This window comes from Pseudovibrio exalbescens (genome assembly GCF_028737195.1).
GTDB lineage: Bacteria > Pseudomonadota > Alphaproteobacteria > Rhizobiales > Stappiaceae > Pseudovibrio > Pseudovibrio zosterae.
Genome location: NZ_JAQZAJ010000005.1, coordinates 17630 through 30550, shown reverse-complemented (window position 1 = coordinate 30550; position 12921 = coordinate 17630). Strand labels below are relative to the sequence as shown.

Here is a 12921-nt window from a genome sequence, read left to right as displayed (position 1 = left end):
GTTAGGGAATAAGATCGTGGCCGTTAAACTCTCCTCAGCATCGCTGAATTTCGAAGAAGAGATCAACCGCCTGCTCATGAGCAAGCGCGAAATTTCTGAGGATGTTGACCATATCGTCCGCGATATCCTGCGGGATGTTGAAGAGCGTGGTGATGCTGCCGTGCTCGAGTACACGGCCAAGTTTGATCGCTTGCCTGCAAAAGGCATGTCTGAGCTGGTTGTGACAGCGGATGAAATTGAAGCAGCAGTGGCCAAGGTTCCCGAGGAAACCTTTGATGCACTGAAACTTGCTTGCGACCGCATCCGCTCGCATCACGAAAAACAGCTTCCGGAAAGCTCAAGCTACATCGACCCGATTGGCGTAGAACTGGGCAGCATCTGGACGCCGGTGGAGGCCGTGGGTGTATATGTGCCGGGCGGACTTGCCAGCTATCCTTCTTCCGTTCTCATGAATGTGGTGCCGGCAAAGGTTGCAGGCGTTGAGCGCATCGTCATGGTGGTGCCAAGCCCTGATGGCGTTCTGAACCCGCTGGTTCTGGCCGCCGCAAAGCTCGCTGGGGTCACGGAGATCTACAGGATCGGCGGCGCGCAGGCCGTGGGCGCGCTGGCCTATGGCACCGAAACAATTGCTCCGGTGAACAAGATTGTTGGTCCGGGGAATGCCTTTGTTTCCGCTGCAAAGCGCCGGGTGTTCGGCCGCGTCGGTATCGACATGATTGCCGGACCCTCTGAAATCCTCGTGGTGGCTGACAAGGACTGCAACCCGGATTGGGTGGCAGTGGACCTCTTGTCTCAGGCAGAGCATGATCCGGTTGCTCAATCAATCCTCATCACCGACAGTGAAACCTTGGCTGATGAGGTGGCGATTGCCGTTGAAAAGCAGCTTGAGACATTGCCGCGCGCAGAAGTTGCCGGTCAGAGCTGGAAGAACTTTGGCGCAATCATCTGCGTTGAAAACCTTGAAAAGGCAATGGAACTTTCAAACCGGTTCGCACCGGAGCACCTCGAGCTTTCGGTTGAAGATCCAGACGCACTGCTGCCATTGATGCGTAACGCTGGCGCTGTATTCTTGGGCCGGTATACACCTGAAGCCATTGGCGACTATGTGGGGGGCTCAAACCACGTGCTGCCAACCGCACGTTCGGCCAAGTTTTCATCGGGCCTATCCGTGCTAGAATTTGTCAAGCGGAGTTCCATTCTTCGTTGCAATCCGGATAATCTGGCTCAGATTGGTCCGGCGGCTGTCAAGCTTGCTGAAGCTGAAGGACTGGGCGCTCACGCTCGCTCAGTGGCAATTAGATTGAATCGATAGGCAGAGTTCGCCCTGCCTGACTGGAGTAAGACACTGATGGAAGAGCAGGTGCCAACGGTCGATGGAGGCGGTCAACAGATGACACAGCGCCTCATCGAGGTCGTGCTGGACCCCGATTCCATCCAGCGCGCCAGCAAAGACGTGGAGCGGGAGCGGAAAATAGCCATCTTCGACCTTGTCGAGGAGAACTTCTTTTCGCCAATTGGGGCTCCAGAAGGGCCATATCGCTTGGATTTGGCCATGATAAAGCGCCGCCTCGTCCTCATTGTGCGAACAGAGGACGGGCAGGAGCTGACGACGCACATCTTGTCGTTGACGCCGTTCAAGAAGATCGTTCGCGACTACTTCATGATTTGCGAAAGCTATTATGAGGCGATCAGATCGGCGTCACCAAGCCAAATTGAAGCCATAGATATGGGCCGTCGTGGTGTCCATAACGAAGGTGCGGGCATTTTGAAGGAACGGCTGGACGGGAAAATTGATGTTGACCATCAGACCTCCCGGCGCCTCTTCACTCTGTTGTGCTCCCTGCATCCAAAGGGGTAGCACATGGAGCATGAATTGCAGATCCGGCCCAGTGCGGTCCTTTTCATATGCCGTATGAATGCGGTGCGTTCGCCCATGGCTGAGGCGCTCACCAAAATGCTGTTTCCCAAACAGGTCTATGTCCGCTCCTGTGGTGTCTTTGCCGGCGAGCGAGACCCGTTCGTGGATGCGGTCATGGACGAAGCGGGCATTGATATGAGCTTTCACGAACCCAAGACCTTCGAAGACTTGGCGGAGGAGGGGTTCGATCTCATCATCACGCTCGCACCAGAAGCTCACCATATGGCGCTCGATACCCATCGCACACAGGCGGTCGAGGTCGAATACTGGCCAACGATTGACCCGACAATCGTCACCGGCAGCCGCGAGCAGATCATGAACGCCTATCGCGAAGTGCGCGATGCGTTGCAACTAAGGCTGAAGAAAAGGCTGGGTTGGCAACCTGCTCCGTCAGGCTAGCCCTACGGCAGTTTGAAAGCTGAGGCGGATTAATAGGCCTTCCGGCGGATATTGGTAAAAACAACCTGTGACAACGCCGCGAAATCCGGGTAAAACTGCGGCAATCCACCTCTAACAATTCAGAGTTTGCGGTTCCCTTTCGGTGACTAATCCGTTAGGTTCCGCGCAACTACGAGAGAACTATCAGGAATCCTAATGGCGAAAGAAGAAGTCTTGGAGTTTCCGGGCGTTGTGACCGAACTCCTTCCAAATGCGACTTTCCGCGTAAAGCTTGAAAACGATCACGAGATCATTGCTCACACTGCTGGCCGTATGCGCAAGAACCGCATCCGTGTTCTGGCGGGCGACAAGGTGCTCGTAGAAATGACACCATACGACCTGACCAAGGGTCGAATCACATATCGTTACAAGTAGTAGTTTGCGTATGGCCCTTGGTCATACCCATACCCATACCCATCGGTTTTGAGGAGCATTCATGAGCGACAAACCAACGCTCGTTCTGGCATCCGGGTCTCCCCGTCGTCTGGCGCTGTTGCAACAGATCGGCATTGAACCGGACTTCCTGCTTCCAGCCGATATTGACGAGACACCGGAGCGGGGCGAGAGCCCCCGAGCTCTGGCGTTGCGTCTGGCCCGTGAAAAGGCAACTGCGGCCCGCATCATGGTGGAGCGGGACGAGGCAAAGAAAAACTCTCTGATCCTCGGCTCAGACACTGTCGTGGCAGTGGGGCGCCGCATTCTTCCAAAACCGGAAAGCACCGAACAGGCATCTGCCTGTCTGGCGCTTTTGTCCGGCCGCGTGCACCGGGTCTACACTGGGTTGTGCGTCAACACCCCGGCGGGCAAGAACCGCACCAAGCTTGTTGAAACGCGCGTGCGTTTTCGGCGGCTGTCCAAGCAGGACATGGCAAACTATCTGGCCTCCGGCGAGTGGCGGGGCAAGGCAGGTGGCTATGCCATTCAGGGCTATGCAGGTGGTTTTGTGGCCCGCATCATCGGGTCCTATTCATCCGTCGTTGGCTTGCCTCTTTATGAGACGGCAAGCCTGCTGCAAGGCAACGGTTATGATACGCAGGCCACGTGGGCGCAGGCAGGCGTTCCCGCTTAACGCACAAAACCACCCACCGTTTTGACATAGGTTGCGTCGTAGCTTGAAAGCATGGCTTTCAAGTCTGTTGACGCGTCCCCATAAACCACCATGGCTTCAGGGATCATCAAAGCCTCGAACCGTGCTTTGAAGTGGGTCAGAAAGCGCTCGTGGTAAATCAGGGCGGTCTCATTGCGATCGACGGTAACAAACAGTTGGCATGTTTGGCTATCTTCCGACAGATACCAGATCATGGCGAGTGTGCCGGGCAGGTTCTCCTTGTAGGCACCACACATTTCTTGCATCAGCCCTTCAAAGGCTGAAGGGTCGGTCGTGGTTACGCGACTGGTCAGTATCCAGGAAATCTCAGAGGTCATAGGCAACTCCCAACTCCTACGCGGTACTGGCCCCTCAAAACCGCGTCGTCCCGCACTTGTCTTCATGTTTGTCCCACTTAAGCTTTCGTTCTGTGGGCACCGTGACGGCTTGACCTATCTCTTTACTCGCTGAGAGGTTAAACAACCTGTCTACCGGAAGCAAATGAGCCAATCTGAGGAGAGGGTTATGGCAACGAAACACACTTCCAAAGAATGCCCCATCTGTGAGAAGGCTGCTCAAGAAGAGTTCGCGCCGTTTTGTTCGGCCCGATGCCAAAAGGTGGATCTCAATCGATGGTTGTCGGATCGTTATTCGATTCCCGCGGTGGAGCAGGAGCCAGATCTTGATGAGTTGGAATCGGATATACCACCTCAGTTGCGTCACTAGTCGCGCTCACTATGCGCACTGGATGCGTTTTGGTGTGTCGGTTAACCGGATTTAAGCGGTGACAAGGCGCTTTGCAACGTAACCGTGTCTTGTTCCCTTCATCAACTTTCAACAAGATACCCCCGCATCTTTAAGAGCCACGCACTGCCTCGGCGCAAAACCCTGCGTGGCCGTAAAGTAGATGGGGGTTTTTTATGCGTAATCTTAAGAAAGTTCTTTTGGGCGGCGTACCTGCTCTTGCACTGACGGTTGGGCTGACCGGCACAGCGCTGGCAGATTATTCTCTGTCCATCCTGCACCTCAACGATCTTCATTCGCGCATTGAATCGATCAATAAGTACGATTCAACCTGCGGCGCTGAAGACGAAGCCGAAGGCAAGTGCTTCGGTGGCATCGCGCGCATCAAGACAATGCTTGATCAGCGCCGCACCGCGCTTGAGGGCGAAGGCAAGAACTTCGTTACGCTCGACGCTGGTGACCAGTTCCAAGGCTCACTGTTCTACACCACCTACAAGGGTGAGGCAGCCGTTGAGTTCATGAACGGCCTCAGCATTGATGCCATGGCAGTGGGTAACCACGAGTTTGACGATGGTCCTGCAGCACTGGCCAAGTTCATCGATGCGGCAAACTTCCCGGTCCTGTCGGGCAACATTGACGTCAATAACGAGCCGCTTCTCAAGGGCAAGGTGCCAGGCATCCTGATCCTTGAAAAGGGCGGTGAGAAAATCGGCATTGTTTCTGCTCTGGCTGAAGACACCAGCGAGACCTCTTCTCCGGGTGAAGGCGTACGCTTCATCATGGCGGAAGACTACCTGAAGGGTGCCGTTGAAGCGCTTGAAGCCGCTGGCGTCAACAAGATCATCGCGCTCACCCACGAAGGCCTGACCCGCGACAAGCAGATTGCGGCGGCTGTTCCGGGCATCGACATCATCGTGGGTGGCCACTCTCACACGCTTCTGTCCAACACGCAGGAACGTGCAGAAGGCCCTTATCCGGTTCTCGTAAAGAACCCGGAAGGCGTTGAAGTGCCAATCGTTCAGGCATATGCCTACGGCAAGTTCCTTGGCGAAATCGAAGTAACTTGGGATGATGAAGGCAATGTCATCAAGGCAGAAGGTGAGCCAATCCTTCTCGATGCTTCTGTTGCTCCGGATGAAACCTTCCAGGCCCGCGTTGAAGAGCTGGCAGCGCCTATTGAAGAGCTGAAGTCCAAGGTCATCGGTTCTACTTCCGAACTCATCGACGGCGACCGTGGCTCCTGCCGCGCCGGCGAATGTTCAATGGGCAACCTTGTGGCCGACGCGATCCTTGACCGTGTGAAGGATCAGGGCGTTGAAATCGTCATTCAGAACGGTGGCGGTCTGCGCGCCTCCATCGACGCTGGCGAAGTCACCATGGGCGAAGTTCTCACCGTTCTGCCGTTCCAGAACACGCTGGCAACCTTCCAGCTCAAAGGATCCTACATCAAGGATGCGCTGGAAAACGGCGTCTCTAAACTGGAAGAGGGCGCAGGTCGCTTCCCGCAGGTTGCTGGCATCAAGTACAGCTTCGATCCATCCAAGCCAGCTGGTGAGCGCATTGTCTCCATCGAGATGGCGGACGGTTCTGCGCTCGACATGGACAAGGTCTACGGCGTTGCAACCAACAACTACATGCGTGGTGGCGGTGATGGCTACAAGGTCTTCGCGGAGCATGGCCTGAACGCCTACGACTACGGTCCAGGTCTTGAAATCGTTGTTGCTGACTATCTGGCAGCAAACGGCGACTACAAGCCTTTCACTGACGGCCGCATCACCCAGGTGAAGTAAGCATGTTCAAATGAACCAGAAAAGGCGGGCTCAGGCTCGCCTTTTTTGTAGGCAGACCAGCGGAGCGCGAGGCGTCATCGCGCTTGCCGGTTCTCCCGCCTCATTCAGGATTGAGCAACCTAACCTCAAGATGCTCCCAAATTGCAGGGAGCCGGTTCTTCTGGCCGCCGTGTAAGGTGTGCGCGCCATAACCCCGGCCACATTGCAAGAGGGCGCGCTCATGAACGCTGAAGACATTCTGAAACAAGCCTCCATGCCCATCGCGGCTCCCGCCTATCCCAAGGGGCCGTACCGCTTTATCAATCGCGAGTTTCTGACCATCATCTACGAGAGCGATCCGGATGCCATTCGCGAGGCGTTGCCAGAGCCGCTGGAGCCGGATGGCTCCAATACGGTGATGTTCGAAACCATCCGTATGCCGGATTCCGCCGGGTTTGGTGACTACACCGAGGCGGGGTTGGTTATCCCGGCCAGGTTTGGCGATCATCCCGTCAACTTCACTCAGCAGATGTTCTTGGACTGCTCACCGCCCATTTACGGCGGGCGCGAGATTTGGGGTTTTCCGAAAAAACTTGGCTATCCCAGATTGTTCGTCGAAGGGGCAACGCTGACCGGTCATTTGGAGTTTGATGGCACCACCATCGCCATTGGCACCATGGGCTACAAGTATCAGCATCTGCTTTATGATGTGGAGCATGGCACCAAATGCCACCCGGATGCGATCTTGAAGAAGCTGCAGAAAACCCAGGTAAACCTGAAGATCATCCCGGATGTTGATGGCTCGCTCGCCATTGCTCAGCTCGTGGCCTATGAGGTTGCCGACATCACGGTGAAGGGCGCATGGTCTGGCCCTGCCGGTTTGCAGCTCTTTCACCATGCCAATGCGCCGCTCGCCAGCTTGCCGGTGAAAAAGGTGGTGGGAGGTCTGCACTTCATTACAGACCTCACCTTGCCCTATGGCCGTGTCTTGCACGACTATCTCAAGTAGCTTCAACTGCTGGTGGAACGGGCCCAGTCTGCAAGTAGCTGATCAAACTCCGCTGGCTGTTCCAGCATGGGCGTGTGGCCACTTTCAGCCAGTTCCTTGATGGTCAAGTTGGCAAAGTGGTCTGACACGGGTTCCCAGCACCGCGTGGGTGCCACGCTGAAGTCCTTCTTGCCCATCACCAGCAGAACCGGGCATGTGATCTGCCCCGCAGCGTCAGCCATGTCGAAATTGGCGAAGACATCGCCCCAGAGCGCATCAAAAAGCGGGGTGTGCATGGTCAAGCCCTCCCACAGCCAGCTCTCATCATAAGTGGGGTCAGCCCATCGGCGCGCCTGCAAAGCGCAGCAAATGTGAGCAAACTTGCGCGCCGGGTCGTTCTCGATCATGGCACCAAGCTGCGCAATTTCCTTGCCGAACTGGGCTTTGCGCTCTTCACTTGCTTCTGCGGCAAACCTGGCTTCGGCTTCTGCCTGATGAGCCGTGCCAAGGTCTGGAGAAAGACCAGCCAGAACGAGCCCTTGCACAGGGCCGGGATAGCGGCGGGCGTAGTCAAGTGCCATATAGCCGTGACCGGAGTGGCCAAGAACAAAGGTGTGTTCCAGCCCAAGTTCTGCCCGCAGCCAGTCAATGTCCGCGCTGATCACCTCAAGCGCGGCGTCTTCCAGTGTCACCGGGCGGCTGGAGGGCGCGAAGCCTCGGTGGTCGACAAGGTGCAGGCGGAAGGTCGAGCGCAAACACCTTGAGAACACACGGTCATAATAAGCACTGCTGCCAATCACGAGAAGGTTTGGGCCTGTGCCTTCAGATTTAACGGAGAACTCAAATCCGTCACGACGGAACACGTTGGAAACCTGCATAAGGTCGCCTTTCAAAAATTGGGTATGGGGAAGGGTTGCTGATCAAATCAGCTAAAAAGGGGAGGGATGTGCCGCTGCCGGTGCACTCTAACGACTGCACAAGGCGCAAACTAACCTCCTGTGAAATCGATGTAAATCGAAAAACGCAGCGGCAACCGGTTGTTTGTCGCCATCAAGACGTGTGGAAAAAGCGCGTCTTCAGCTTTAATGTTGAAAAACTGACAAGAGGTGCTGGACAGAACCGAAATCCCTTTCTATAACACGCTCACTTTCGCGGCACGGACATTAGCCGGCCAGCAAAAGCCCGGATAGCTCAGTTGGTAGAGCAGCGGATTGAAAATCCGCGTGTCGGTGGTTCGAATCCGCCTCCGGGCACCATTTTTCTCCCTTGAAAAGTTACATGTTTCCCGCGTCTCATGACATGAGGCATTGCGGGATTGTCTGTTTGTCATCCTTCTCGTGTGTGTGATTTCCACATTCTGGATGGTTTTGTCCTTAAGCCACTCATTCTTTTGGGTAATGAGCGCTGCAGATGCGCGCTGTGAGGCCTCTGCCCCGTCACGTTGGCCTTGTTGCCATAAGCCCGCACAAGCCCTCAAATTTGAAGGTATTTGGTATCCTGTTGGTGGCGCCAAGTCCGGACAGTCTGCCGATGTCATCGTCCACGTATATCTAAAGTAGCAAAAACACCTATAATGAACTGTCATAATCTACACCTAACGTATGGTTGTATTTTTCACCTCCCAACCTAAGGAGAATGACATGCAGTTAATTGTAGGGAATCGTTTGACAGATTTCGCGGAAGCGACTGGTGCCATCACTGCACAGGCCGCCATTGAGCGTCTCGCTCAGAAGAGTGTTGAGGGTGGATTTGTTATTGGTCAGGGTGTTCGCGACGAAGATGCCCGTGTAATTCGGGTGTTGGGCCAAGCGACCGGTGTAGACGTTCATGTGTTTGAAGAGGATGGCCTGCGGGCTGGGCGCTCTGTCTGCCACAAACATGACCCGGTCAACGAGTTGATCTCCATGCCGCGTAAGGTAGAGGAAAACGTCTTTGAAGCAGACATGCTCATGGATGATCGCAACGAGATCATGTCTGACCACCTGACAGGCTTGCATCTGCAAGGCATGCTGCTGATTGAAGCTACACGTCAGATGTTCATCGCCGTTGGCGAAACTCAGTATTCTCATCTGGGCGTTCCAAAAGGGGGCTATGTGGTCTTCAATCGTCTGGATACGCGCTTTGAACAGTTCGCCTTCCCGATCCCAACCGTCATCCGCCAGTCGGTGACGAACATCGAGCAGCCGCGCAGCGATCGGACCAGCTTCTCCGCGCACATCGAGCTGTTTCAAGAGCAGGGCCGCGTTGCGAGCACCTATGTTGAGTACACTATTTTCGAAGCCGCATCCTTGAAGCCGAAGGAAGAAAAGTTGGCCTGCAAGGCGGTTGAATCTGTCATGCGCCGGGCTGAAGACGCTGAGCTCACCATTGTTGAAGAAGGCTTGACTCAGAGGAAAGCAGGATGACTTCGGCAGCACCAGTGAATTCTGAAGCTCAGCCTGCGGGCTATGCTTTCTTCGATGTTGACGAAACCATTGTCGTTGAAAAGACCATGTTCACCATTCTCCATGTTCTTGGAGAAAGGTTTAAAGACCTTGATGCAAGCGGTTTGATCGAGCAGCTGCATCAACTTCGGTCGCTGGGTCGTGAGCGGGCGGAAGTAAATCGTCATTTTTACAAGGGACTTGCCGGGCTGCCCAGAAATGAAGTTGCAGCTGCAGCGCGCTCCTATATTTGCGACCGCATTGCAGAAGACGGATACCGGCGTTTCTTCATTCGAAACACGATCGCGCAATTGGAGGCCTTGCGGCACAAGGGGGTTGAACCCGTGTTCGTGTCCGGCTCGGCCTGTGACTTCCTGGAGGCGCTTGCTGAGCACCTTGAGGTGAAGCATGTTTTGGCGACGAAGCTCTTTTTGTCTGAATCGGGGCATTACACCGGTGAAATCGCAGGGCGTTGCATGATCGGTCATGGCAAAAAAGAAGCGGTGACCGAGTTTCTGGCGGCGCGGGCCATGGATCCTGCGTTGTGCTTCGGCATTGGCGACCACCCATCGGATGCTGACTTCATCTCACTACTTGGGAGCGGGGCGATGCTGACCGGCAACGCCGAGTCCGAGCGCTTGGCCCGTCAGCACAATTGGACACTCATCGATAACGATTGGCCTGCAAAGGAGGTTGCTTAATGTTTGGGACGCGTTCTCAACTGCTGCCACGTGCCGTTCTTCTTACGGGCCTTGCCGCGTGGATGACCGTCGCTGTCTTGAATAACATAACGGACACAGGGACCAACCTCATTCACCTTGATAACATGCTGTCCATGCGCTTGCTCATTGAGGATCCCATTTTCGGGAATGGGCTGGAATGGCGAGCATGGAACGGCGTTCCTGCTCAGGCGGTTCTCTGGATTGTGATCTGTTGGCAGGTCCTCACAGCCGCCGCGTTGTGGTGGGCCGCTGTCAACATGATCGGGGCGTTCATGAAGGGTGGGCGGGATGAAGCTTGCCTGCGCGCTGTCAACCTGGCGCTCTCGATGTTCCTCGGTCTGTGGCTTGTGTTCTTGTGCGGTGGGCTCTGGTTTGGCTACTGGATGAAGCAGGGGGCTATTCAAGGCGTTCATCTGACGTTGGTCATCGTTTCCTTGATGAGTTTGACCTATCTGAACCAACCGCTTCAGGGCAGCGATACGGACCTTTGACCACTAAATCTGATTGGTCCTATTGACAGCGAGCTGAGGAGTCATATCTTCATCTTACGTTAGAAAGGGAAGGCATGTCGACTCAGCTCATGAAAATCGGCGAACTCGCCAAGCGGGCAGGTGTAAGCCACAGAACGGTTCACTACTACGAGAACCGTGGTCTCATCTTTCCGGTGACCCGCGAAGGCGGCAGCCACCGGATGTATGAGGAAGAGGCTCTGCTCCGCTTGGAAAAGATCGCAGCCTTGAAGCGTCTCGGGCTCTCTCTTGAGGAAATCGCGGATGTTATTGATCTGTATTTCCAGTCTGAAGACGGCATGCTGGACGGCAAGAAGCGCGTCATTGAAATGCTGCAGGCGCAGTTGAAGAAGGTTGACGATCAGATTGACGAGCTCTCCAATTTTCGCAGTGATCTGATCCGGAACATCCGCCACATGGAGCGCCTCTACGAAGAGGCCAAGCCTACAAAAAGCTGATTTCTTCTGGGCACGCGCGGAAATGCGCGTGTTCATTTTTACCTAAAATCTACACTTCACGTAAGGTATAGAAATGACCCGTTCCAACTTACTGATGGCCCTTTTGATGCTGACCGGCATCATCGTGGTGGGCCAACTATATCTCACCATTCCCATGATCAGTGCCATTGCCGCCGAGTTTTCGGCCGAAACGCAAACTGCAAGTTGGGCGGGTACAGCTTTTGGTTTTGCCTATGCCTGCGGCTTTCTGGTGTTTGGCCCTCTGTCAGACCGTTTAGGTCGGCGTGTTGTTCTGGTTGCAGGGCTCGTGGCAGTGGGGCTGGCCACCTTCCTGCTCAGCCTGTCCGCAGATATCTCCCAGTTCCTCACCGGGCGCGTGGTGCAAGGATTTCTTGCAGCCAGCTTTCCTCCGGTAGCACTCACGGTGATCGCCGAGGCCTTGCCGTTGGAAAAGCGTGCATTTGGTATCTCCTTGATGAGTTTTGCGTTCTTGATTGCAGCGCCGCTCTCGCAGTTTTTCGGTGCAGGGATCTCTGAGACCGCCACCTCAATCATGTTCATGCTATCGCCGCTCTATGTGATCATGGCCGCAGCGCTCCTCATGGTCGTCCCACGTGATCAGCGCGCAAAGCCAAACGCTGCAGGCAAGCCGCACAGCCACCTCTCGGAAATGTTTGCAAATGCCATGGTTTCAACCAGCTGGCTGGCAGCGCTCACCGTTCTGCTCGGGTTCGTGTCCTTCCAGGTCGGGACTGTATTGTTGGCGCAAGACGGTGGGATCAGCGCGCAGACAGTGCGCCTGGCGGGCTTGCCTCCCTTGGCGCTCAGCTTGTTTGCTGCCTATCTGTCCAAGCGCTGGACACCATCCGTTACCGGCCGGGTTGGCATGGTTGTGGCCGCGCTCGGTTTGGCCGTTGCCGTCATTCCTGGGGCAATGATTGCCGCATCCGCCATCATTTCCGCAGGTGTCGCACTGGCCGTCCCCGGCTTGATTGCCACCATCGCCGGTGCAGCAGCAGATCACAACCGCGGTCTGGCCATGTCGGTTTACACCTTCTGCCTGTTCGTCGGGGCGAGTGTCGCCCCTCCCTTGGCACTCAGCCTGTCCGGCATCGGCACTGCGGCTCTGTTCGGGCTTCCCGCCGCCGTGCTCTTGATTGCCGCCCTCATCCTGACGCTAGCCGTCTCAAGACGCGCAAAAGCCCATTCCCTGCAACCTGCTACAGGAGAACGTTGATATGAAGACCGCAACTCTGCTTGCCCTCTTGTTCCTCAACGGCGAACTGCCGGAAAACTTCCGCACTGTTGGCGAAGCCGCCATCACCGCAGATGGCGTGCCAGCCACCATCACCCGCGCCGAGCGGACTGACGGCCAAAACTCAGGCATCGGCGGAGAACACATCTCTCAAGTGGTTTCGGAAAACGGCAAGCTGCTTGGCTATGTGCGCATGACCAAGGAAATGGCTCAGCCTGCCAAATTGCCGGATCAAGAAACCGCCCACGCCGTTGCGATGGAAGTTCTGCGCGAGCATGCCCCAGAGCTGCTGGAGGCTCACAAGGTGCACTGGATCGCGCCACATGATGAAACCATCACGGTCATGGAAAACGGTGAACGCAAAACCCTCACCCTGACAGGCATGAAGGTCAAGATGCGCGCCACAACTTCAGACAAGCTTTGGTTCTGGGTGATTGTCGGCCCCAACGAGCAGGTGATGGTGTTTGAGCGCGACATTTACTGGATCACGATCCCGGGTCGTCGTCGCACGGAAAAGTGGCTCCATGACAGTTGGCTCGCCGAGCATCCGGATGTGGTTGCCGCTCTGGAAAAGGACGCCAACAGCTAACGCACCCAACGCCCCGTGGTG

The 12921-nt window shown here is 55.6% G+C and carries 16 protein-coding genes and 1 tRNA gene; 15 read left to right on the top strand and 2 right to left on the bottom strand.

Annotated features, from left to right (window positions below; genetic code table 11):
• Positions 1-16 precede the first annotated feature (16 nt).
• The 5 genes from hisD (at position 17) to PUV47_RS14235 (ending at position 3425) form a co-directional block, all read left to right on the top strand.
• Positions 17-1312: a histidinol dehydrogenase gene (gene hisD, locus PUV47_RS14255; protein ID WP_274219250.1), complete on the top strand. Its 1296-nt coding sequence runs from the start codon at positions 17-19 to the stop codon at positions 1310-1312.
• A gap of 36 nt (positions 1313-1348) precedes the next feature.
• The gene (locus tag PUV47_RS14250) at positions 1349-1858 is read left to right on the top strand and encodes a UPF0262 family protein (protein ID WP_274219249.1); all 510 of its coding nucleotides are present in this window, start codon (positions 1349-1351) and stop codon (positions 1856-1858) included.
• 3 nt (positions 1859-1861) lie between these two features.
• Positions 1862-2317: a low molecular weight phosphatase family protein gene (locus tag PUV47_RS14245; protein ID WP_274219248.1), complete on the top strand. Its 456-nt coding sequence runs from the start codon at positions 1862-1864 to the stop codon at positions 2315-2317.
• 195 nt (positions 2318-2512) lie between these two features.
• Positions 2513-2731, top strand: coding sequence for a translation initiation factor IF-1 (gene infA / locus PUV47_RS14240; RefSeq protein WP_028482718.1), 219 nt, complete (start codon positions 2513-2515; stop codon positions 2729-2731).
• 61 nt (positions 2732-2792) lie between these two features.
• Positions 2793-3425, top strand: a complete 633-nt coding sequence (locus PUV47_RS14235; protein ID WP_274219247.1) for a Maf-like protein — start codon at positions 2793-2795, stop codon at positions 3423-3425.
• On the opposite strand, the gene PUV47_RS14230 is transcribed toward PUV47_RS14235, so the two are convergent.
• On the bottom strand, positions 3422-3781 hold the full coding sequence (locus PUV47_RS14230; protein WP_274219246.1) for a hypothetical protein: 360 nt from the start codon (positions 3779-3781) through the stop codon (positions 3422-3424). The genes PUV47_RS14235 and PUV47_RS14230 overlap by 4 nt on opposite strands.
• Before the next feature lie 163 nt (positions 3782-3944).
• Between PUV47_RS14230 and yacG the strand changes: the two genes are divergently transcribed.
• From yacG to PUV47_RS14215, 3 genes are all read left to right on the top strand, one after another.
• A complete protein-coding gene (gene yacG, locus PUV47_RS14225; RefSeq protein WP_319623394.1) occupies positions 3945-4169 on the top strand; it encodes a DNA gyrase inhibitor YacG in 225 nt (74 codons plus the stop codon).
• A 194-nt stretch (positions 4170-4363) separates the two neighbouring features.
• On the top strand, positions 4364-5977 hold the full coding sequence (locus PUV47_RS14220) for a bifunctional metallophosphatase/5'-nucleotidase (RefSeq protein WP_274219244.1): 1614 nt from the start codon (positions 4364-4366) through the stop codon (positions 5975-5977).
• A gap of 220 nt (positions 5978-6197) precedes the next feature.
• Positions 6198-6965: an acetoacetate decarboxylase gene (locus tag PUV47_RS14215; RefSeq protein WP_274219243.1), complete on the top strand. Its 768-nt coding sequence runs from the start codon at positions 6198-6200 to the stop codon at positions 6963-6965.
• A gap of 2 nt (positions 6966-6967) precedes the next feature.
• On the opposite strand, the gene PUV47_RS14210 is transcribed toward PUV47_RS14215, so the two are convergent.
• The gene (locus tag PUV47_RS14210; protein ID WP_274219242.1) at positions 6968-7822 is read right to left on the bottom strand and encodes an alpha/beta fold hydrolase; all 855 of its coding nucleotides are present in this window, start codon (positions 7820-7822) and stop codon (positions 6968-6970) included.
• A 302-nt stretch (positions 7823-8124) separates the two neighbouring features.
• On the opposite strand from PUV47_RS14210, the gene PUV47_RS14205 reads away from it, so the two are divergent.
• The 7 genes from PUV47_RS14205 to PUV47_RS14175 all read left to right on the top strand — a co-directional run bounded on the left by PUV47_RS14205 (position 8125) and on the right by PUV47_RS14175 (position 12900).
• Positions 8125-8200: transfer RNA gene (locus PUV47_RS14205), tRNA-Phe, on the top strand.
• 384 nt (positions 8201-8584) lie between these two features.
• A complete protein-coding gene (locus tag PUV47_RS14200) occupies positions 8585-9349 on the top strand; it encodes an AfsA-related hotdog domain-containing protein (RefSeq protein ID WP_274219241.1) in 765 nt (254 codons plus the stop codon).
• Positions 9346-10068: an HAD family hydrolase gene (locus PUV47_RS14195; RefSeq protein WP_274219240.1), complete on the top strand. Its 723-nt coding sequence runs from the start codon at positions 9346-9348 to the stop codon at positions 10066-10068. Before PUV47_RS14200 ends, PUV47_RS14195 begins: the two co-directional genes overlap by 4 nt.
• Positions 10068-10580 (top strand): DUF2165 family protein, encoded by a 513-nt coding sequence (locus tag PUV47_RS14190; RefSeq protein ID WP_274219239.1) that lies wholly within the window; start codon positions 10068-10070, stop codon positions 10578-10580. The genes PUV47_RS14195 and PUV47_RS14190 overlap by 1 nt, the downstream gene beginning before the upstream one ends.
• Positions 10581-10654: 74 nt before the next feature.
• On the top strand, positions 10655-11056 hold the full coding sequence (locus PUV47_RS14185; protein WP_274219238.1) for a MerR family transcriptional regulator: 402 nt from the start codon (positions 10655-10657) through the stop codon (positions 11054-11056).
• Positions 11057-11129: 73 nt separating this feature from the next.
• A complete protein-coding gene (locus PUV47_RS14180; protein ID WP_274219237.1) occupies positions 11130-12293 on the top strand; it encodes an MFS transporter in 1164 nt (387 codons plus the stop codon).
• A gap of 1 nt (position 12294) precedes the next feature.
• Positions 12295-12900 carry a hypothetical protein gene (locus PUV47_RS14175; protein ID WP_274219236.1) on the top strand — a complete coding sequence of 202 codons (606 nt, stop codon included), beginning with the start codon at positions 12295-12297 and terminating at the stop codon, positions 12898-12900.
• Positions 12901-12921 lie beyond the last annotated feature (21 nt).

Bases quoted from the DNA above. Each gene is read 5' to 3' on its own strand.
- PUV47_RS14195 (WP_274219240.1), top strand. From the start codon at position 9,346: ATGACTTCGGCAGCACCAGTGAATTCTGAAGCTCAGCCTGCGGGCTAT.
- PUV47_RS14180 (WP_274219237.1), top strand. From the start codon at position 11,130: ATGACCCGTTCCAACTTACTGATGGCCCTTTTGATGCTGACCGGCATC.
- PUV47_RS14175 (WP_274219236.1), top strand. From the start codon at position 12,295: ATGAAGACCGCAACTCTGCTTGCCCTCTTGTTCCTCAACGGCGAACTG.
- PUV47_RS14190 (WP_274219239.1), top strand. From the start codon at position 10,068: ATGTTTGGGACGCGTTCTCAACTGCTGCCACGTGCCGTTCTTCTTACG.
- PUV47_RS14235 (WP_274219247.1), top strand. From the start codon at position 2,793: ATGAGCGACAAACCAACGCTCGTTCTGGCATCCGGGTCTCCCCGTCGT.
- infA (WP_028482718.1), top strand. From the start codon at position 2,513: ATGGCGAAAGAAGAAGTCTTGGAGTTTCCGGGCGTTGTGACCGAACTC.
- PUV47_RS14185 (WP_274219238.1), top strand. From the start codon at position 10,655: ATGTCGACTCAGCTCATGAAAATCGGCGAACTCGCCAAGCGGGCAGGT.
- PUV47_RS14220 (WP_274219244.1), top strand. From the start codon at position 4,364: ATGCGTAATCTTAAGAAAGTTCTTTTGGGCGGCGTACCTGCTCTTGCA.
- PUV47_RS14200 (WP_274219241.1), top strand. From the start codon at position 8,585: ATGCAGTTAATTGTAGGGAATCGTTTGACAGATTTCGCGGAAGCGACT.
- PUV47_RS14230 (WP_274219246.1), bottom strand. From the start codon at position 3,781: ATGACCTCTGAGATTTCCTGGATACTGACCAGTCGCGTAACCACGACC.
- PUV47_RS14245 (WP_274219248.1), top strand. From the start codon at position 1,862: ATGGAGCATGAATTGCAGATCCGGCCCAGTGCGGTCCTTTTCATATGC.
- PUV47_RS14210 (WP_274219242.1), bottom strand. From the start codon at position 7,822: ATGCAGGTTTCCAACGTGTTCCGTCGTGACGGATTTGAGTTCTCCGTT.
- PUV47_RS14250 (WP_274219249.1), top strand. From the start codon at position 1,349: ATGGAAGAGCAGGTGCCAACGGTCGATGGAGGCGGTCAACAGATGACA.
- PUV47_RS14215 (WP_274219243.1), top strand. From the start codon at position 6,198: ATGAACGCTGAAGACATTCTGAAACAAGCCTCCATGCCCATCGCGGCT.
- yacG (WP_319623394.1), top strand. From the start codon at position 3,945: ATGAGCCAATCTGAGGAGAGGGTTATGGCAACGAAACACACTTCCAAA.